General features: G+C 70.6%; 15 protein-coding genes and 2 pseudogenes. 8 read left to right on the forward strand and 9 right to left on the reverse strand.

Annotation, left to right across the window (positions count from 1 at the left end; genetic code table 11):
• Nucleotides 1-48 precede the first annotated feature (48 nt).
• On the forward strand, nucleotides 49-663 hold the full coding sequence (locus tag OOK40_RS00615) for a MerR family transcriptional regulator (protein WP_266478680.1): 615 nt from the start codon (nucleotides 49-51) through the stop codon (nucleotides 661-663).
• Between the two features lie 61 nt (nucleotides 664-724).
• On the opposite strand, the gene OOK40_RS00620 is transcribed toward OOK40_RS00615, so the two are convergent.
• Complete coding sequence (locus tag OOK40_RS00620) at nucleotides 725-4,018, reverse strand: S41 family peptidase (protein ID WP_266475649.1); 3,294 nt, start codon at nucleotides 4,016-4,018, stop codon at nucleotides 725-727.
• Nucleotides 4,019-4,235: 217 nt separating this feature from the next.
• Here OOK40_RS00620 and OOK40_RS00625 point away from each other — a divergent pair, with 217 nt between their 5' ends.
• Together OOK40_RS00625 and OOK40_RS00630 are read left to right on the forward strand one after the other, a co-directional pair.
• Nucleotides 4,236-4,811: a TetR/AcrR family transcriptional regulator gene (locus OOK40_RS00625; protein WP_266475652.1), complete on the forward strand. Its 576-nt coding sequence runs from the start codon at nucleotides 4,236-4,238 to the stop codon at nucleotides 4,809-4,811.
• A gap of 116 nt (nucleotides 4,812-4,927) precedes the next feature.
• Nucleotides 4,928-7,093 (forward strand): MMPL family transporter, encoded by a 2,166-nt coding sequence (locus tag OOK40_RS00630; RefSeq protein WP_266475654.1) that lies wholly within the window; start codon nucleotides 4,928-4,930, stop codon nucleotides 7,091-7,093.
• A 145-nt stretch (nucleotides 7,094-7,238) separates the two neighbouring features.
• Here OOK40_RS00630 and OOK40_RS00635 read toward each other — a convergent pair whose 3' ends face one another.
• On the reverse strand, nucleotides 7,239-7,586 hold the full coding sequence (locus OOK40_RS00635; RefSeq protein WP_266475655.1) for an SsgA family sporulation/cell division regulator: 348 nt from the start codon (nucleotides 7,584-7,586) through the stop codon (nucleotides 7,239-7,241).
• Between the two features lie 156 nt (nucleotides 7,587-7,742).
• Here OOK40_RS00635 and OOK40_RS00640 point away from each other — a divergent pair, with 156 nt between their 5' ends.
• From OOK40_RS00640 to OOK40_RS00660, 5 genes are all read left to right on the forward strand, one after another.
• Nucleotides 7,743-8,825, forward strand: coding sequence for an energy-coupling factor ABC transporter permease (locus tag OOK40_RS00640; RefSeq protein ID WP_266475657.1), 1,083 nt, complete (start codon nucleotides 7,743-7,745; stop codon nucleotides 8,823-8,825).
• A gap of 1 nt (nucleotide 8,826) precedes the next feature.
• The gene (gene cbiQ, locus OOK40_RS00645) at nucleotides 8,827-9,588 is read left to right on the forward strand and encodes a cobalt ECF transporter T component CbiQ (RefSeq protein WP_266475659.1); all 762 of its coding nucleotides are present in this window, start codon (nucleotides 8,827-8,829) and stop codon (nucleotides 9,586-9,588) included.
• Entirely contained in the window at nucleotides 9,585-10,331 is a 747-nt protein-coding gene (locus OOK40_RS00650) for an energy-coupling factor ABC transporter ATP-binding protein (protein WP_266475660.1), read from the forward strand. Before cbiQ ends, OOK40_RS00650 begins: the two co-directional genes overlap by 4 nt.
• A gap of 116 nt (nucleotides 10,332-10,447) precedes the next feature.
• A complete protein-coding gene (locus OOK40_RS00655) occupies nucleotides 10,448-11,614 on the forward strand; it encodes a serine hydrolase (RefSeq protein WP_266478683.1) in 1,167 nt (388 codons plus the stop codon).
• The gene (locus OOK40_RS00660) at nucleotides 11,611-12,390 is read left to right on the forward strand and encodes an SDR family NAD(P)-dependent oxidoreductase (RefSeq protein ID WP_266475661.1); all 780 of its coding nucleotides are present in this window, start codon (nucleotides 11,611-11,613) and stop codon (nucleotides 12,388-12,390) included. Before OOK40_RS00655 ends, OOK40_RS00660 begins: the two co-directional genes overlap by 4 nt.
• A 13-nt stretch (nucleotides 12,391-12,403) precedes the next feature.
• Here OOK40_RS00660 and OOK40_RS00665 read toward each other — a convergent pair whose 3' ends face one another.
• The 7 genes and pseudogenes from OOK40_RS00665 to OOK40_RS00695 form a co-directional block, all read right to left on the reverse strand.
• Nucleotides 12,404-12,838, reverse strand: coding sequence for a VOC family protein (locus OOK40_RS00665; protein WP_266475662.1), 435 nt, complete (start codon nucleotides 12,836-12,838; stop codon nucleotides 12,404-12,406).
• Nucleotides 12,839-12,885: 47 nt separating this feature from the next.
• Nucleotides 12,886-13,662 (reverse strand): DUF817 domain-containing protein, encoded by a 777-nt coding sequence (locus OOK40_RS00670; RefSeq protein ID WP_266475664.1) that lies wholly within the window; start codon nucleotides 13,660-13,662, stop codon nucleotides 12,886-12,888.
• Nucleotides 13,663-13,705: 43 nt separating this feature from the next.
• A complete protein-coding gene (locus tag OOK40_RS00675) occupies nucleotides 13,706-14,557 on the reverse strand; it encodes a DMT family transporter (protein WP_266475666.1) in 852 nt (283 codons plus the stop codon).
• Nucleotides 14,554-14,808 (reverse strand): annotated as a pseudogene (locus OOK40_RS00680) (YbaK/EbsC family protein); the annotation flags it as partial. The pseudogene OOK40_RS00680 and the gene OOK40_RS00675, both read right to left, overlap by 4 nt.
• A 101-nt stretch (nucleotides 14,809-14,909) precedes the next feature.
• On the reverse strand, nucleotides 14,910-16,556 hold the full coding sequence (locus OOK40_RS00685; protein ID WP_266475668.1) for a penicillin-binding transpeptidase domain-containing protein: 1,647 nt from the start codon (nucleotides 16,554-16,556) through the stop codon (nucleotides 14,910-14,912).
• Between the two features lie 82 nt (nucleotides 16,557-16,638).
• Nucleotides 16,639-17,082: pseudogene (locus tag OOK40_RS00690) on the reverse strand (GlxA family transcriptional regulator); the annotation flags it as partial.
• Nucleotides 17,083-17,313: 231 nt separating this feature from the next.
• Nucleotides 17,314-17,571 carry a hypothetical protein gene (locus OOK40_RS00695; RefSeq protein ID WP_266475669.1) on the reverse strand — a complete coding sequence of 86 codons (258 nt, stop codon included), beginning with the start codon at nucleotides 17,569-17,571 and terminating at the stop codon, nucleotides 17,314-17,316.
• Nucleotides 17,572-17,653 lie beyond the last annotated feature (82 nt).

Genomic DNA, 17,653 nt, shown 5'->3' on the forward strand with positions numbered 1-17,653 from the left:
GGCGGTACAACATAGGCTTCCCCTGTGGCTGACGTACGCGAGTACCGCATGGAGGAGCTGGCCAAGGAGGCCGGCATCACGGTGCGCACGTTGCGCTTCTACCGCGAACGGGGGCTGATACAGCCGCCCCGCCGCGAGGGCCGCATCGCCTGGTACGACGAGCACCACCTCGCCAGGCTCCGTACGATCGCGGCGCTGCTGGAGCGCGGCCACACGCTGAACGGCATCGCGGACCTGGCCACGGCGTTCGAGAGCGGCCGGGACGTCGGCGAGGTGCTCGGCCTGGGCGAGCCGACCGAGGAGACCCCGGTCCGGCTCAGCCCGGAGGAACTGGCCGACTACTTCGAGGGCGAGGTCACTCCCGAGAATCTGGCCGCCGCGCTGGACCTCGGCTATCTGGCGACCGACGGCGACGAGATCGTCCACATCAGCCGCCGTCTGCTGGATGTCTCGGCCGCGCTGGTACGCGAGGGAGTTCCGCTCGCGGCGGTCCTGGACGCCGCCCGCCGGGTCCGCTCCCACGCGGACGCGCTGGCGGACCTGTTCGTCGAGGTGCTGAGCGCCCACACCCCGGAGGGCGAGGTGGAGCGACTGCGCCCGCTGGCGAAGAGCGTGGTCGAGGCGGAACTGTCGATGGCGCTGGACCGGCGACTGCGTAGGTGAGCCGGTGGCGGCCCCTCCAGCCCGCGCCCCTCCGGCCCGCGCCTCTCAAGCCCGCGCCCCTTCAAGGCCCCCGCGGCGGAAGCTTCGGCCTGCGCAGGTCCGGGGCGTCGGAGTAGTCCGGGGGCATCGCCGCCGGGTGGGTCTTCAGCAGGTCCAGGGCCAGTTGGATCGCGTCGTCCAGCTGGACGTGGCGGCCCTCCGCCCAGTCCAGAGGGGTGCGCAGGGCATCCAGGTCCGGGTCGACGCCGTGGTTCTCGATGCCCCAGCCGTACGCGTCGAACCAGGCCGCGTTCATCGGGACCGTGATCACCGTGCCGTCGCCGAGCCGGTGGCGGCCCGTCATGCCCACCACCCCGCCCCAGGTCCGGCTGCCCACCACCGGGCCCAGGCCCAGCAGTTTGAACGCCGCCGTGATCATGTCGCCGTCCGACGACGTCGCCTCGTCCGCCAGTGCGACCACCGGACCGCGTGGCGCGTTCGAGGCGTACGAGACGGGCTGGGCGTTCCGTGTCAGGTCCCAGCCGATGATCTTCCGGGTCAGGCTCTCCACCACCAGCTCGCTGATGTGGCCGCCCGCGTTGCCCCGTACGTCGACGATCAGCGCCGGGCGTGACATCTCCCTGCGCAGATCGCGGTTGAACTGCGCCCAGCCCGAGCCGCCCATGTCCGGGATGTGGAGGTAGCCGCATTTCCCGCCGCTCAACTCCAGGACCACCTCGCGGCGTTTGGCCACCCAGTCCTGGTATCGCAGCGGCCGCTCGTCCACCAGCGGGACGATCGCCACCCGCCGCGGGGGACCCTCGCCCTCCGGGGGACGGAAGGTCAGCTCGACCGTTGTGCCGCCCGCCGCCGAGAGCATCGGGTAGGGGCCCGTCACCGGATCGACCGGGCGGCCGTCGACATGGGTGAGGACCGCGCCTTCGCGGATGCCCGTACCGGCCAGGGGCGAGCGGGCCTTGGAGTCCGAGGAGTCGCCGGGGAGGATGCGTTTGACCACCCAACTGCCGTCCCGGCAGACCAGGTTCGCGCCCAGCAGCCCCATCGCCCGCTGGTAGTGCGGCGGCCCTTCGTTGCGCCGCGCGGCCGTCACGTACGCGTGCGAGGTGCCCAGCTCGCCCATCACCTCGCGCAGCAGGTCCGCGAACTCGTCCGGCGACGCGACCCGTTCGACCAGCGGGCGGTACTGGTCGAGCACCGCGTCCCAGTCGATGCCGCACATCCCCGGCTCCCAGAAGAACGCGCGGACGATACGGCCCGCCTCCCCGTACGCCTGGCGCCACTGGGACGCCGGATCCACCTCGTGCATGATCCGGCGCAGGTCCAGATAGACCGTCGAGTCGCTGTCGCCGGACTCGGTCGCCGGGACCGCGCGCAGCTCCCCGTCGTCCATGACCACCAGCCGGCTGCCGTCGCCGCTGACCGCGAACCAGTCGAGATGGCCGACCAGTTCGGTCTTGCGGGCCTTGGTGATGTCGAAGTGCTCCAGCGTGGGGCGGTGCGAGGGGTCCGCCGGATTGGCGAAAGTCTCGCCGAGCGCCCCGGAGATCGGCCAGCGCAGCCAGACGAGTCCGCCGCCGCTCACGGGGTGCAGAGCCGAGTACTTGGAGGCCGCCACGGGGAACGGTGTCACCCGGCTCTCAAGGCCCTCCACCTCGACCGTCACCGTCCCTTCCGCGACCCCTTCCCCCGGCTCGTCCAGCGGATCGAGCCCGCCCGCCGCGGGCCGCCCGTCCGGCAGCAGCGCGAACGGCGAGGGAGTCGCCGACGACAGCGGTACGAGATAGGGGCGGCAGCCCAGCGGGAAGGACAGGTCGCCGGTGTGCACGTCGTACACCGGGTCGAAGCCCCGCCAGGAGAGGAAGGCGAGATAGCGGCCGTCCCGCGTGAAGACCGGATTCTCGTCCTCGAAGCGGCCGTTGGTGACATCGATGATCGTGCGGTCCTTGATCCGGGCCATCTTGATCTGCCGCAGCGAGCGGCCGATGCCCGGCTGGGACCAGGTCAGCCAGTGCCCGTCGGGCGAGAAGGCGAGATCGCGGACCGGTCCGTTGATGGAGCGGATCAGTTCGGTCACTTCCCCTCCGTCAGAGCCTTCGGCCCGGGAGGTGCCCTCAGCCTCCTCGGCCGCGTCGATCAGCAGCAGGCGCCCGTCGTGCGAGGCGATCGCGAGCCGTTCCCCATCAGGGTCCGACACCATCTCCTGGACGCGGCCCAGTTCCCCGGCGGCCAGCCGCCGGGGCTCCCGGTCGCCGCTCGCCCTCGGCAGGTACGCGATCTCGACGGCGTCCTCGCCCTCCGCGTCCGTGACATAGGCGACCTGGCCGCCGGTGCCGAGCATCTCCGGCATCCGGACCCGTACGCCCGCGGTGTCCGTGATCGCGCGCGCGGGCCCGTCGCGGTGCGTGAGCCAGTACAGACTGCCGCGCACGGTGACGGCGCTCGCCCGTCCCGTCGTGTCCACCGAGATCGAGTCGACGTGGCTGGCGGCCGGGACCTGATAGGTCCGCCGTCCGGCGCGCGGTCCGCCGAGCCGTACCTCCAGCTTGCGCGGCCGGGCGTCCGGCACGGTCAGATCGTCGACGATCCACAGGTCGCCCGCGCACTGGTAGACCACCCTGCGACCGTCGCTCGAGGCGTGCCTGGCATAGAAGGCGTCATGGTCGCTGTGGCGCTGGAGACCGGTCCCGTCGGGCAGACAGGAGTACAGATTGCCCACGCCCTCGTGGTCGGAGAGGAACGCGATACGTCCCGAGACGAACATCGGGCAGTCCAGATGCCCCTCCAGATCGGCGAGCAGCCGCTCCCCGTGCAGCCAGAGCCGTCCCGTGGCCCCGCCCCGGTAGCGCTTCCACGCGGCCGGTTCGTGCGGCGGCTTGCCGGTGAGCAGCAGTGTGCGGTGCTCACCGTCGATGTCGGCGACCTGGATGTCGGAGGCCGGGCCCCAGGGCAGCCGCTTGCCGGGGGAGCCGTCGGTGGCCACCTTGTAGCCCCAGGAGAAGTACGAGAAGGGCTGGCCGTGGGAGGAGACGGCGAGGATGTTGCCGTCCGGGTCCCAGCCGCAGACCCGGGTGTCGGTCGAGCCCCAGTAGCTGAGCCGCCGCGCGGGCCCGCCGGAGACCGGTACCAGATGGATCTCCGGGTCGAGGCTGCGCCAGGTCGTGTACGCGATCTGGCTGCCGTCGGGGGAGAAGCGTGGATGGCCGACCCGCGTCCGGTCGACGGTGAGGCGCCAGCCGCGTCCGGGCCTGTGCCCGGCCGGTACCAGGGGGGCGATCCAGAGATCGTCCTCGGCGGCGAAGCACAGCAAGTCGTCGTGCAGATGCGGGAAACGGAGATACGCGAGGTCGTCACTCACCCCCCAATGCTTTCCGCGCCATGGAGGTGGGGCAACTTGTGGGGCGGGGTGAATCCGCGTGGTGACCCAGGACACAAGCGAAACGGTTTCGTTTCGCGGACGGTCTGGGTTACGGTCGTGGTGTACGAAACCGTTTCGTTCGGATGTGACAGTTCGGATGTGACAGTTCGGATGTGACAGTTCGGATGTGACAGTTCGGATGGGAAAGGAGGTCGACATGACACAGCGCAGCCGGCTCACGCCCGAGCGCGAGGCAGAGCTGTACGAAGCCGTGCTCGACCTGCTGCGGGAGGTCGGCTACGACGCCCTGACGATGGACGCCGTCGCCGCCCGTACCCGGTCCAGCAAAGCCACGCTCTACCGCCAGTGGCGGAGCAAGCCGGAACTGGTCGTCAAGGCGCTGCGGCACAACCAGCCGGTGAGCGTCGCCGACATCGACACCGGCACGCTGCGTGGCGACTTCCACGCCATGCTGGAGCGCACCGACGACTGTCAGATGGAGAAGGACTCCGCGCTGATGCGGGGTCTGGCCCAGGCCGTTCATGGCAACCCGGATCTCCACCGCGCCCTGCGCGAGCTGCTGATCGAGCCCGAGATCACCGGACTCGACACGCTGCTGCGGCGGGCCGTGGAAAGGGGTGAGGTCAGCGTGGACAACCGCGCGATCGACTTCGTCCCGCACATGCTGATCGGCGCCTTCGTCGGCCGGCAGCTGATCGAGGACCGGACTCCCGATCCGGCCTTCCTCAAGCAATATGTCGACGCTGTGGTCCTCCCCGCCCTCGGCGTCTGACGCACCGACCTCCCCGCACGACCCCGCACCACCCAGCAGCACCCTGACGCGCGCCGCTCTCGTCGTCGGGCCGGCTCCCCATGCCCTGTTCACCTCACACACGGGAGTACGCCCTCGTGGCCACGTTCCTCTACAAACTCGGGCGGTCCGCCTTCCGGCGCCGCCGCCTCGTCGCCCTGCTGTGGGTGGCGCTTCTGGTGCTCGCCGGGGTCGGCGCGGCCTCCGCGTCCACCGCTGCCTCGTCGTCCTTCTCGATGCCGGGAACGGAGGCGCAAAAGGCCTTCGACCTGCTGGAGGAGCGCTTCCCCGGGGCCAGCCCCGACGGCGCGACCGCGCGGGTCGTCTTCAAGGCGCCCGACGGCCGCAAGATGACCGAACCGGCCAACAAGGCCGTGGTGAACAAGGCGGTCTCCGCGCTGAAGGCCGGTTCCGACCAGGTCGCCTCCGTCACCGACCCGTTCGCCGCGAAGGCCGTCTCCAAGGACGGCGATACGGCCTACATATCGGTCACGTACAAGGTCAGCGGGATGGAGCTCAGCGACAAGACCCGCGAGGCGCTGAAGGAGACCGGCACCCAGGCGCGCGAGAGCGGGCTGACCGTGGAGATCGGCGGCGACGCGCTGCAGGCCGCCCCGGAGACCGGGTCGGGCGAGATCATCGGTGTCTCCATCGCCGCAGTCGTCCTCGTCATCACCTTCGGCTCACTGGTCGCCGCCGGACTGCCGCTGCTCACCGCGATCATCGGCGTCGGCATCGGGATCTCCACGATCACCGCGCTGGCGAACGTCCTCGACCTGGGCTCCACCACCTCGACGCTCGCGACGATGATCGGCCTCGCGGTCGGCATCGACTACGCGCTCTTCATCGTCTCCCGCTACCGCGCGGAGCTCGCCGAGGGCCGCGAACGCGAGGACGCGGCAGGGCGGGCCGTCGGCACGGCGGGTTCCGCGGTCGTCTTCGCGGGCCTGACCGTGGTCATCGCGCTCGTCGGCCTCGCCGTCGTCAACATCCCGATGCTCACCAAGATGGGCTTCGCGGCCGCCGGCACGGTCGTGATCGCGGTCCTGATCGCACTCACCCTGATACCCGCGCTGCTCGGCTTCGCCGGCAGGCGGGTGCTCGGCCGCAAGGTCCGCAAGGGCAAGGAGACGAGCGACAAGCCGAACATGGGCACCCGCTGGTCCCGCTTCGTCCTGCGCCGCCCGGTCACCGTGCTGCTCGCCGGTGTGGTGGGCCTGGGCGCGATGGCCATACCGGCATCCTCGCTGGAGTTGGGCCTGCCCGACGACGGCTCGCAGCCGGTCAGCACCACGCAGCGCAAGGCGTACGACCTGCTGTCCGACAGCTTCGGTCCTGGTTTCAACGGCCCGCTGCTGGTCGTCGTCGACGGCGACAAGAGCGCGGCCGACCGCACGGTCAAGGACATCAAGGGCCTCGACGGCGTCGTGGCCGTCACCCCGCCGACCCTCAACAAGTCCGGCGACACGTCGATGATCACGGTCATTCCGAAGGACAGGCCGTCCTCGGCCGAGACCGAGGACCTCGTCCACTCGATCCGGGACGGGAGTGGCGACGACGTGCTGGTCACCGGCGCGACGGCGATGAACATCGACTTCTCGCAGAGGATGAACGACGCGCTGCTGCCCTATCTCGCGCTCGTCGTCGGACTCGCCTTCCTGCTGCTGATGGTGGTCTTCCGCTCGGTCCTGGTCCCGCTGAAGGCGGCCCTCGGCTTCCTGCTCTCGGTCGTCGCGGCACTTGGCGCGGTCGTCGCCGTCTTCCAGTGGGGCTGGCTCGGCTCGCTGTTCGGCGTGGAGCAGACCGGCCCGATCATGTCGATGATGCCGATCTTCATGGTGGGCGTCGTCTTCGGTCTCGCCATGGACTACGAGGTCTTCCTGGTCACGCGCATGCGTGAGGCGTTCGTCCACGGCCAGCGGCCCGGCGAGGCGATCGTCACCGGCTTCAATCACGGGGCGCGTGTGGTCACGGCGGCGGCCGTCATCATGATCGCGGTCTTCTCCGGCTTCATCGGCTCCAGCGACCAGATGATCAAGATGATCGGCTTCGGCCTCGCGATCGCGGTCTTCTTCGACGCCTTCGTGGTCCGGATGGCGATCGTGCCGGCGGTCCTCGCGCTGCTCGGCCACAAGGCGTGGTGGCTGCCGCGCTGGCTGGACCGGGCGCTGCCGAATGTGGACGTCGAGGGCGAGAAGCTGCACAAGGAACTCGCCGGCAGTCCCGAGGACCCGGACGAGGAGCGCGAGCTGGTACGCGTTTAGCTGCAGGGCTCCGGGGACGTCGCCAACCAAGGGGCGCGGCGTAGCCGCTCCAGTGGAGCCGGTGCTTGCACCGGGGCGTACGTCCCCGGCGGCGCGACGGCACCGTGGGGACGGGGTCCGTCGCGGCACTCGGTGGCCGTACTCATCACCCTTGGGTGGCGGGTGCGGCCATCGCGTATGTGTGGCGCAGGAAGCGGATCAGCACCTTCGAATCGAACTGCACGACCGCTACGCCATCCGGGGTATGGAACTCCACCACCGTCTGGACACGGCCGCAGGGCCAGACTTCGATGTCGCCCTTGCGCGTGGGGGCACGCAGCCCCGTTTCCAGCAGTTCGCGCGGGAAGCTCCAGGCGCGGCCGCTGGGGAACGCGAAGCACACTGCCTGCGGGTCCTCGTCGGGGTCGTAGCCCAGCACGACGTCGACGGAGCGGTTCTGCGGAGCGTCAGTGACGATCCGGGCCAACGCGTGATCTTCGACGACTGCGGACATCGGCCGGCTCCTCACGCTCGTCCTCTTTGTCATCTAATGTCCCATATTTTGGACCTGAAACTCGACCTCCATTTGTGACAGACACGCTCTTGCAAGTCGTTTGCAACAAGGCTCTATCATTGAACAGTTATTCATCTGTCCGAAGCGGAGCCCGACATGCATGTCCCCGACGGATTCATCAACGCCCCGGTCTCGGTGGGGGCCGGAGTCGTTGCCGCCGGCGCGGTCGCCGTCAGCCTGCGCGGCGCCCGCCGTGAGCTGGACGAACGCACCGCGCCGCTGGCCGGTCTGGTCGCCGCGTTCATCTTTGCCGTACAGATGCTGAACTTCCCCGTCGCCGCCGGCACCAGCGGACATCTGCTGGGCGGGGCACTCGCCGCGATCCTCGTCGGTCCCTACACCGGCGTGCTCTGCATATCCGTTGTGCTCCTGATGCAGGGCATCCTCTTCGCGGACGGCGGCCTCACCGCGCTCGGCGTGAACATCACGGTCATGGGTGTGGTCACCGTCGTCGTCGCGTACGCGCTCTTCCGCGGCCTGGTCACGGTGCTGCCCCGGGTGCGCCGTGCGATCGCCGTCGCGTCCTTTGTCGCCGCACTGCTCTCCGTACCGGTCGCCGCCGCCGTCTTCACCGCGATCTACGCCGTCGGGGGGACCACCGATGTCCCCGTCGGCAAGGTGCTGACCGCGATGGTCGGCGTTCATGCCCTGATCGGTATCGGCGAGGCCGTGATCACCATGCTGACCGTCGGCGCGGTCGTCGCCGTCCGGCCCGACCTCGTCCACGGTGCCCGGGGCCTGACCGCCCCCCTCAAGCTGCGCGTCGGCGGCGAGTTGGTCGACGCCCCGGCCGCCGCACGGCCCGTGCCCGTCGCCGCCCTCCCCCACAGCCTTCGGCGTGGGAGGTACCCCCACCCCCGCGCGGTCTGGGCCACCGGCCTGGCCGGCGCCCTCGTCCTCGCGGGCTTCGTCTCCTTCTACGCCTCCGCCAGCCCCGACGGCCTGGAGAAGGTCGCCGCCGACAAGGGCATCGACAAGCACGTCGAGGAGCACGCGGCCAAGGACTCACCGCTCGCCGACTACGGCGTCAAGGACATCGCCGACGCCCGGCTCTCCGGCGGCCTGGCGGGCGTGATCGGCGTCGGCGTCACCGTCGTCGCGGGCACCGGGATCTTCTGGTCGCTGCGCCGCCGCCGTACGCCGGACGCCGAGCCCACCCGCGTACCGGAAGCCGTCTGACATGGGCGCGGGCCACACCCACAAGCTCTACCGGCACGGCCACTCACCGATCCACGCGCTGCCCCCGCACTGCAAGCTCGCCGCCGTCTTCGGGTTCGTCCTGGTCGTGGTCTCCACTCCGCGCGAGGCGGTCTGGGCCTTCGCCCTGTACGCGGTGCTGCTCGCGGCGGTCGCGGCCCTGGCCCGTATCCCCGCCGGGTTTCTGCTGCGGCGCCTGCTGATCGAGATCCCGTTCGTGGCCTTCGCGGTCCTCATGCCCTTCGTCGTCCCGGGCGAGCAGGTGCGGGTGCTCGGCCTGTCGGTGAGCGTCCCCGGACTCTGGGGCGCCTGGAACGTTCTGGCCAAGGGCACGCTCGGCGTCGCCGCCTCGGTGATCCTCGCCTCGACGACCGAGCTGCGCTCCCTGCTGCTGGGTCTGCAACGGCTCAAACTGCCGCCGATGCTCGTCCAGATCGCGTCCTTCATGATCCGTTACGGGGATGTCATCACCGACGAGATGCGCCGTATGTCGATCGCCCGCAGGTCGCGCGGCTTCGAGGCGCGGGGCATCCGTCACTGGGGCGTCCTCGGCAAGTCCGCGGGTGCCCTGTTCATCCGCTCCTACGAGCGCGGCGAGCGCGTGCATCTGGCGATGGTGAGCCGGGGATACACCGGCACGATGCCGGTCATCGACGAGGTGACCGCGAGCCGCGCGCAGTGGACCTACGCCGCCGCACTCCCGTTCACCGCCCTCGCGGTCTGTCTGCTTGGCTGGAGCCTATGACCACCGCATCGCTTGAGGTCAGTGGCCTCGCCTACGCCTACCCCGACGGCCACCAGGCCCTGTTCGGCGTCGACCTGACCGTGGACCGCGGCGAGCGGGTCGCCCTGCTCGGGCCCAACGGCGCGGGCAAGACCACGCTCGTGCTGCACCTCAACGGCATCCTGACCGGCGGCGTCGGCTCGGTGACGGTCGCGGGCCTGCCGGTCGCCCGGGCGAATCTCGCGGAGATCCGCCGCCGGGTCGGCATCGTCTTCCAGGACCCGGACGACCAGCTGTTCATGCCGACGGTCCGCGAGGACGTGGCCTTCGGCCCCGCGGCGGCGGGCATGCGCGGACCGGAGCTGGAGGCGCGCGTCGTCTCGGCGCTGAACCAGGTCGGCATGGCGAAGTTCGCGGACCGGCCCCCGCACCATCTCTCCTTCGGGCAGCGGCGCCGCGTCGCGGTCGCCACGGTGCTCGCGATGGAGCCGGAGATCCTCGTACTGGACGAGCCCTCGTCCAACCTCGACCCGGCGTCCAGGCGCGAACTGGCCGACATCCTGCGGTCGTTGGACGTCACGGTGCTGATGGTCACGCACGACCTTCCGTACGCGCTGGAGCTGTGCCCGCGCGCGGTGATCCTCAGCGAGGGCGTGATCGCGGCGGACGGGCCCACGCAGGAGCTGCTGAGCGACGAGGAGCTGATGCGCGCGCACCGCCTGGAGCTGCCGTTCGGCTTCAACCCGCAGTCTGTGTCCCTCTGACGCCGCCCCGGATCTGCTCCGCGCGGTCTCGATTCCGCTGAGCTGACCCGCCAGTCACCTCGTGGGGACCACGTTGCACCATGGGGGGCATGAGCGGGAGCGGCAGAACAGGCGCGGTGGACGTCCGGGGCACGGTGGCGGAAGGCTTCGAGCCGGTCAGGGACGCCTTTGTGCGCAACTTCGAGCAGCGCGGCGAGCGCGGCGCGGCCGTCGCCGTCTACCGGGACGGGCGCAAGGTCGTCGACCTGTGGGCCGGGACCCGGGACGTGGACGGCCACGAACCCTGGGCCCTCGACACCGCCCAGATCGTCCGCTCCGCGACCAAGGGCGTCGCCGCGGCCGTCGTGCTCCTGCTCCACCAGCGCGGGCAGATCGACCTGGACGCCCCGGTCGGCACGTACTGGCCCGAGTTCAAGGACGCGGGCAAGGAGCGCGTCGTCGTACGCCAGCTGCTCTCGCACCGCGCCGGGCTGCCCGTCCTCGACCGCCCGCTCACCCCGGACCAGGCGGCCGACGGGGTGAGCGGACCGGCCGCGCTCACCGTGCAGCGCCCCGCCTGGGAGCCCGGCACCGACCACGGCTACCACGCCCAGACCTACAGCTGGCTGCTCGGCGAACTCGTCCGCCGTGTCACCGGCCGCACCATCGGGCGCTGGGTCGCCGAGGAGATCGCCCGCCCGCTCGGCCTGGACTTCTGGATCGGCCTGCCGCAGGACGAGGCACACCGGGTGGGCCGGATCGGCCCGGTCGACGAGCCGGCCGCGGCGGACGGAGGCGGGCTCAAACTGCGCGCCAAGCCCGCCGTCTCCGAGGCCTACCGCAACCCCGAATCCCTCACCCGCCGCGCCTTCGGGGCGATCGACCCGCTGCCCGAGGAGAACGACCCCGCCTACCGTGCCGCCGAACTCCCCGCCTCCAACGGCATATCCACCGCCCGCGCCCTCGCCCGCTTCTACGCCGCCACGATCGGCGAGGTCGAGGGCGGTGTTCCCCGGCTGTTCGCCCCGGCCACCCTCACCCTCGCCCGCACCGAGGAATCGGCCGGCCCCGACCGCGTCCTGATCGTTCCCACCCGCCTCGGCCTCGGCTTCATGCTCCACGGCCCCGCCTGCCCGCTGCTCGGCCCCGGCTCCTTCGGCCACCCCGGCCGCGGCGGCTCGCTCGGCTTCGCCGACCCCGAGTCGGGCGTCGCGCTCGGCTACGTAACCAACGGGCTGCGCAAGGGGGTTACGGCCGATCCGCGCTCCCAGGCGCTGATCAGGGCGGTACGTTCGGCGCTATGAGCAGCGCGATGAGACGTTTCGAGGGGTACGGGGTACTGATCACGGGCGCGGCGCGCGGCATCGGAGAGGCGACCGCGCGACGGCTGGCCGCCGAAGGAGCCCGCGTCCTGGTCACCGACATCGACGCGGAACGCGCCGCGACGACCGCGGGTGGCATCGCGGGGGCCGAGTCCTGCGGCTGCGACGTGGGGGACCGTACGACGGTCGAAGCGGCCGTCGCGTACGCCGTCGAACGCTTCGGCACGCTGGACGTGCTCGTCAACAACGCGTTCTCCTGCGGAGCGGACGCCCCGCTCTTCGAGGACGAGCCGGACGACGTCTGGCAGCGGGACCTGGACATCACGCTGACCGGCGCCTTCCGGTGCGCCCGCGCCGCGCTGCCGCAACTCGCGGCGTCCGGCCGCGGCGCGATCGTCAACATCGGCTCGGTCAACGCCGAGCAGGACTTCGGCAACCACGCGTACAGCGCGGCCAAGGCGGGCCTCGCCTCCCTGACCCGCACCCTGGCGGGCGACGCGGCGTCCCGCGGCGTCCGGGTCAACCAGGTCAATCCCGGCACGATCCGTACGCCGTCCTGGTCCGGTCGCGAGGCTCAACTCGACGCGCTGAGCCTCGTCTACCCGCTGGGCCGGGTGGGCGAGCCGGACGACATCGCGGCGGCGGTGGCGTTTCTGGCTTCGCGGGACGCGGGCTGGATCACGGGGACGACGCTGCGGGTCGACGGGGGGCTGATGGCGGTGAACACGGCGTTCGCCGGGGTGATGGAGGGCGCGTGAGCGGGCGCGCGGGTTAGGCCGAACCGGCCGCTACGCAGAACTCGTTGCCCTCGGGGTCGGCCATGACCACGTGATGCTCGTCGACCTCCTCCAGAACAGTCCCGCCCGCCTTCACCAGCCGCTCGGACTCCGCCCGGATCCGCGCCCACTTCTCCTCGGGGCTGCCGTGGCCCGGCACCCTGATGTCGATATGGAGCCGGTTCTTCGCGGACTTCGGCTCGGGGACCTTGAGGATGGAGAGCCGGGGGCCCACGCCGTCGGGATCGCAGAGCCATGCCCCGTCGTCCTTGGAGTCGTCCTCGGGCAGGTCGAACTGCGCGAGCCACTCCTCACGGGTCTTGAAGGGAGCGGGCGGGGGCTCGTCGATGTACCCCAGCGCCTGCTTCCAGAACTCCGCGAGCAGCTGGGCGTCCGTGCAGTCGAGCGTCAAATCGATTCTGGCTGCCATGAATCGACCGTACGCCCCGCCTCTGACAGCCGGCTCCGACAGTCCGCCTACGCCGGTTGAGGCGTCCGGCGGCGCTGCCCGGCCGCCAGGACGAAGGTGACGGAGATCAGCAGCGCCCACGCCCCGAACTTGGCCACCGACACCGGCTGCCAGCCGCCGAGCTGGTCCGGATAGCTCCATGCGCCCGCGTACGTGGAGATGTTCTCCGCGACCCAGAGGAAGAACCCGATGAGCACGAACGACAGGGCGAGCGGCATGCGGTAGCTGTGCGCCCCCACGCGGTAGCGCACCGATGTCCCGGCGGTGGCGCAGAGCAGCAGCGCGGCCAGCGCCCAGCGGAGATCGGGCAGCCAGTGGTGGCTGAAGAAGTTCAGATAGACCGCACCGGCGAGGGCCGCCATGATCCGCGGCCGGTAGCCGTCCAGGCGCAGGTCGAACAGGTGCCAGGCACGGCAGACATAACTGCCCACGGCCGCGTACAGAAACCCGCCGTACAGCGGCACGCCCGCGACCTTCGTCAGGGCCTCCTCCGGGTAACTCCAGGAGCCCATCCGTACCTTGACCAGCTCGAAGAACAGCCCGATCAGATGGCATCCGGCGATGACCGCGGTGTCGCGGGCACTGTCCCACCCGAGCTTCCTGGCCAGCACCGCGAGCAGGACCCCGTACACGAGCAGCAGGTCGTAGCGGGCGATCGGCAGGTCGTCCGGCAGCAGGCCCGAGAGCGCTATGCCGCCGACGAGCGCGACCGCGAAGGCGCAGCTGCGGGCATTCAGCCAGCCGAAGCGGAGCAGCTGATGTGCCCGGTGCGAGATCATCCCCATGCCGATAGGGACGCCTCGAACGCCCCGCGCGGTTCGGTGACGGTCAGCTCGCCCGCAGCATCAGCCCGATGCCCACCACCATCAGCCCCGCCGCCGCGATCCTGGGCCCGCCGAAGCGTTCCTTGAAGAACAGCGCTCCGATCGCCGCGCCCACGATGATCGACGACTCGCGCAGCGCCGCGATCGGCGCCAGCGGTGCCTTGGTCTGGGCCCACAGGACCAGCCCGTACGCCACGATCGACAGGGCCGCGCCGAGCAGTCCGCGGGCCGCGTAAGGACGCAGCTGGGCGAGCAGCGCGCCCCGGTGGACGTTGAACGTGTACGCGGGGATCAGCGTCCCCTCCAGGATCATCAGCCAGGCGATATAGCCGAGCGGCGTCCCCGAGGCGCGTACACCGACACCGTCCACAACGGTGTACGCGGCGATGGACAGACCGGTCGCCAGCGTGGCCAGCAGCGCCGGCCAGTGCGGATGGGCACCGGAGCCCTTGATGCCCCACAGGGCGACGCCCACCAGGCCCGCCGACGCGATGACGACGCCCGCCAGCTGCCAGGCGTTGAGGCTCTCGCCGACGAACAGCGCCGCGAGCACGGTCACCACCAGCGGCGCCGTACCGCGTGCGATCGGATACATCTGGCCGAAGTCGCCGAGGCTGAACGAGCGCATCAGCAGCGCCTGATAGCCGATGTGGAGCAGCGCGGAGGCGACGAGATACGGCCAGGCGGCAGCCTCGGGCAGCGGCGAGAAGCAGGCGAGCGCCGCCCCGATCACCGTGCCGCCACCGGCGATCAGCGTGAACGCGACCAACTGGTCCTTGATGGTGTGCGCGATGGCGTTCCAACTGGCGTGCGTGACGGCGGCTACGAGGACCGCGACGGCAACGAGAAGAGTCACGCCGTACGCTCGCGGACGTCCACCGGCGTGCCGCCCGCGTGCGCGATCAGGGTCTTGGGGTCGAGCGGGAAGACCGTGTGCGGGGTCCCGGCCGCCGCCCACACCACGTCGTGGTCCAGCAGTCCCCGGTCGGCCAGCACGCGGGTCCTGGTGGCATGCCCGAACGGCGGGACGCCACCGATCGCGTAACCGGTCGTCTCCCGGACCAGATCGGCGTTCGCGCGCTTGACGGACTCGGCGCCCAGCTCGGCGTCGGTGTCGTGTGTGCTCATGGCCCGCACGCTAGCGGTCGTTGTACGGGCCACGCGAGCTGCTTTCCGCCGGGGTTCGGCGGGTCCGGGCATCCCCGGGTTCAGCGGGCCCGCAGCACCTGCGCGACCACCGGGCCCGCCGCATCGCCGCCGTGCCCGCCCGACTGCACCACCGCCGCGGCCGCGAGATCGTCGGCGTACCCGGTGAACCAGCTGTTGGACTTGCCCTGTCCGTCGACCTCCGCCGAACCGGTCTTCGCGCCCTTGTCGCCGCCGACGCCGGACATGGCGGCCGCGCCCGTGCCGTACTGCGCGGTGGCGCGCATCATCTCGCGCAGCGCCTGGGCGATGGAGCCCGGAAGCGGCTGAGCCGTGGCCAGTTCGCGGTCGTCGAGGGACTGCGGGACGATCACCGGCTGGTGGAACGCGCCGCTCTTGGCGGTGGCGGTGATGGAGGCCATGTTGAGCGCGTTCATGGCGACCTTGCCCTGCCCGATGTACGAGGCGGCGGTCTCCGCGCCCGAGGACTCCGGCACGCTGCCGTCGACGGAGACGACGCCCGTCTGCCAGTCGAGACCGATGCCGAAGTACTTACGGGCGGTCTCGCCCAGTGCGCGGCCGGCGATGCCGCTCTTGTTCAGCGGCTTGACGGCCTTGATGAAGGCGGTGTTGCAGGACCGGCGGAAGCTGTCCTTGAACGTGCCGCCCGGAATCTTGAAGTCGTCGAGGTTGTGGAAGGTGACGCCCTCCCACGTGACGGTCGGGGGGCACTCCACCTTCGTACCCGGTCCGTCCACGACACCGTTGTCCATCATCATCGTCGCGGACACGATCTTCATCGTGGAGCCGGGCGCCTGGGCGCCCATCATCGCGGTGTTGTAGCCGCCGGCGGGGCTGTTGGCGACGGCGCGGATCTCGCCCGTACTGGGCTTGACCGCCACGACCGACGCATGCCCGTACTGCTTCACGGCCTTCTCCGCGGCGGCCTGCACATCCGCGTCCAGAGTGGTCGTCAGCGTGCCCTCCTTGCCCTTGGTGAGGGTCAGCAGGGTCTGGTCGGGCGCGGACTCGTTGCCGGCCGCGATGACCAGCTCGACACCGGCCGTCCCGCCCGCGCTCTCGCCGTACTTCTTGCGCAGCGAGTCCAGGACGGGCCCGAGCGAGGGGTACTTCTCCTTCGTCAGCTCCCGGCCCTTGCGGTCCACGGCCTTGATCGGCGGGGCCGCGGCCTGGTCCGTCTTGAGCGCGGTGTCCTTCGTCAGCTTGGGGTGGACGACGGCAGGCGCCCAGTCGATCAGCGCCCGCCCGGTGGTCAGCCCGCGCACGACGGTCAGTTCGGAGGCGTACGACCAGGGCTTGCTCTGCCCCGCGTACGTCACCGTCGCCCTGACCGTGAACGGCACCTTCGCGCCGACGGCCGCGCCCGGCGTGATCACTGCCGCGGAGACATGCGCCTGATCGCGATACCCGGCGATCAACGGCTCGGCCTCGGCGGCATTGTTGGTGAGCTGCGCGGCCTCCGGCGCGTTCCCGCCGGCCCAGGCCGCGAGGAAGTCCTTCGCGGCCTTGTCGATCTCCTCGGGACTGAGCGGCCCGCTCTTCTTGGGCGAGGCCGCGGACTTGGTGTCGGCCCCGCCACCGCCGTTGCCGGTCAGCCCGTTGTACAGGTTGTAGCCGCCGTAGCCCACGCCACTGGCGACCACCAGGAATACGCCGCCGACGACGGCGACTTTCGCTCCACTGCGCATGGCTGCAGTCCCCTCCCCAGGAGTCCACGCACTCTACGGGACAGGAGTGACAGCAGGGTTGGCCGTTATCGGACCGCGACGCTCAGGTCCGGGCGGTCGGCCGCTGACCGCGGAACGTGGCGCGGTAGCCGTGCGGCGTGGTTCCGGTCACTCGCTTGAAGCGCTCGCGGAATGCGGTGGGTGAGCCGAACCCGGCCTGGTCCGCGACGCGCTCGACCGGGTCGTCGGTGGTCTCCAGCAGGTACTGGGCCCGGCGGACCCGTGCGCGCAGCAGCCACTGCAGGGGCGTGGTGCCGGTCTGTTCGTGGAACCGCCTGCTGAAGGTCCGCTCGCTCAGCCCTGATCGGGCCGCCATGCTCTCCAGGGAAAGGTCCTGGCCCAGGTGTTCCTCGATCCACGTGAGAACTGGTTCGATCACCGAACCCTGAGGCACCGGGGGCTGCTGGTGGACGATGAACTGGGCCTGACCGCCCTCCCGCTCCAACGGCATCACCATCAGGCGGGCGGCGTCGGCCGCCACGGCAGAGGACCGGACCGTCAGGCACTTCTACGTCGTCCGGGACGCCAAGGACGAGCACGACGCCCGGCGGCTTGCGGCACGGTTGGCCCATTCCCTCCCGGAGCGGGAAGCGCGCGAGTATGCGCCGCTCGACGAGACCGAGGTCCTCCTCCTCCACCGCGACGCCCTGGGGAACTGGCGCCCGACGGCCCACCGCCCGAGGGCCGGGAGCAACGGCTCGATACTTCACAGTCGTGGTCAGGTGTCTTCGGGATCCAGCTCGAAGATGAAATAGATGCTTAGGCAGTAGGGCTCGTCCTCGTCGTGGAAGTAATCCCACGACACGTCCGACAGGCGGATTCTTTGTTCCCGCACCCACTCATGGGCCTTCTTGAAGGCTTCCGCGGCAGTGGTGGCGGGGAACAGCTTCCTGGCAATGGGATGCACCCCGGTCTCGGCGTCCGAGTCGTCGAAACCCTCCGGGACGTCCAGGCAGAAGGTGGGATCGAGCACCATGAAGTGCGCCCTTCCAGTCGGTTTACCAGTACCAATCGGCCAGAGGTAGCCCTCTGAGTACGACGCCTGGTAAGACCTCCGC

It is taken from the genome of Streptomyces sp. NBC_01481, assembly GCF_026339995.1.
Lineage (GTDB): Bacteria > Actinomycetota > Actinomycetes > Streptomycetales > Streptomycetaceae > Streptomyces.

Coding starts and splice junctions, on each gene's coding strand:
- OOK40_RS00695 (WP_266475669.1), bottom strand. CDS start 17,571: ATGGTGCTCGATCCCACCTTCTGCCTGGACGTCCCGGAGGGTTTCGAC.
- cbiQ (WP_266475659.1), top strand. CDS start 8,827: ATGGGCGCGGGCCACACCCACAAGCTCTACCGGCACGGCCACTCACCG.
- OOK40_RS00640 (WP_266475657.1), top strand. CDS start 7,743: ATGCATGTCCCCGACGGATTCATCAACGCCCCGGTCTCGGTGGGGGCC.
- OOK40_RS00615 (WP_266478680.1), top strand. CDS start 49: ATGGAGGAGCTGGCCAAGGAGGCCGGCATCACGGTGCGCACGTTGCGC.
- OOK40_RS00625 (WP_266475652.1), top strand. CDS start 4,236: ATGACACAGCGCAGCCGGCTCACGCCCGAGCGCGAGGCAGAGCTGTAC.
- OOK40_RS00660 (WP_266475661.1), top strand. CDS start 11,611: ATGAGCAGCGCGATGAGACGTTTCGAGGGGTACGGGGTACTGATCACG.
- OOK40_RS00665 (WP_266475662.1), bottom strand. CDS start 12,838: ATGGCAGCCAGAATCGATTTGACGCTCGACTGCACGGACGCCCAGCTG.
- OOK40_RS00635 (WP_266475655.1), bottom strand. CDS start 7,586: ATGTCCGCAGTCGTCGAAGATCACGCGTTGGCCCGGATCGTCACTGAC.
- OOK40_RS00685 (WP_266475668.1), bottom strand. CDS start 16,556: ATGCGCAGTGGAGCGAAAGTCGCCGTCGTCGGCGGCGTATTCCTGGTG.
- OOK40_RS00670 (WP_266475664.1), bottom strand. CDS start 13,662: ATGGGGATGATCTCGCACCGGGCACATCAGCTGCTCCGCTTCGGCTGG.
- OOK40_RS00650 (WP_266475660.1), top strand. CDS start 9,585: ATGACCACCGCATCGCTTGAGGTCAGTGGCCTCGCCTACGCCTACCCC.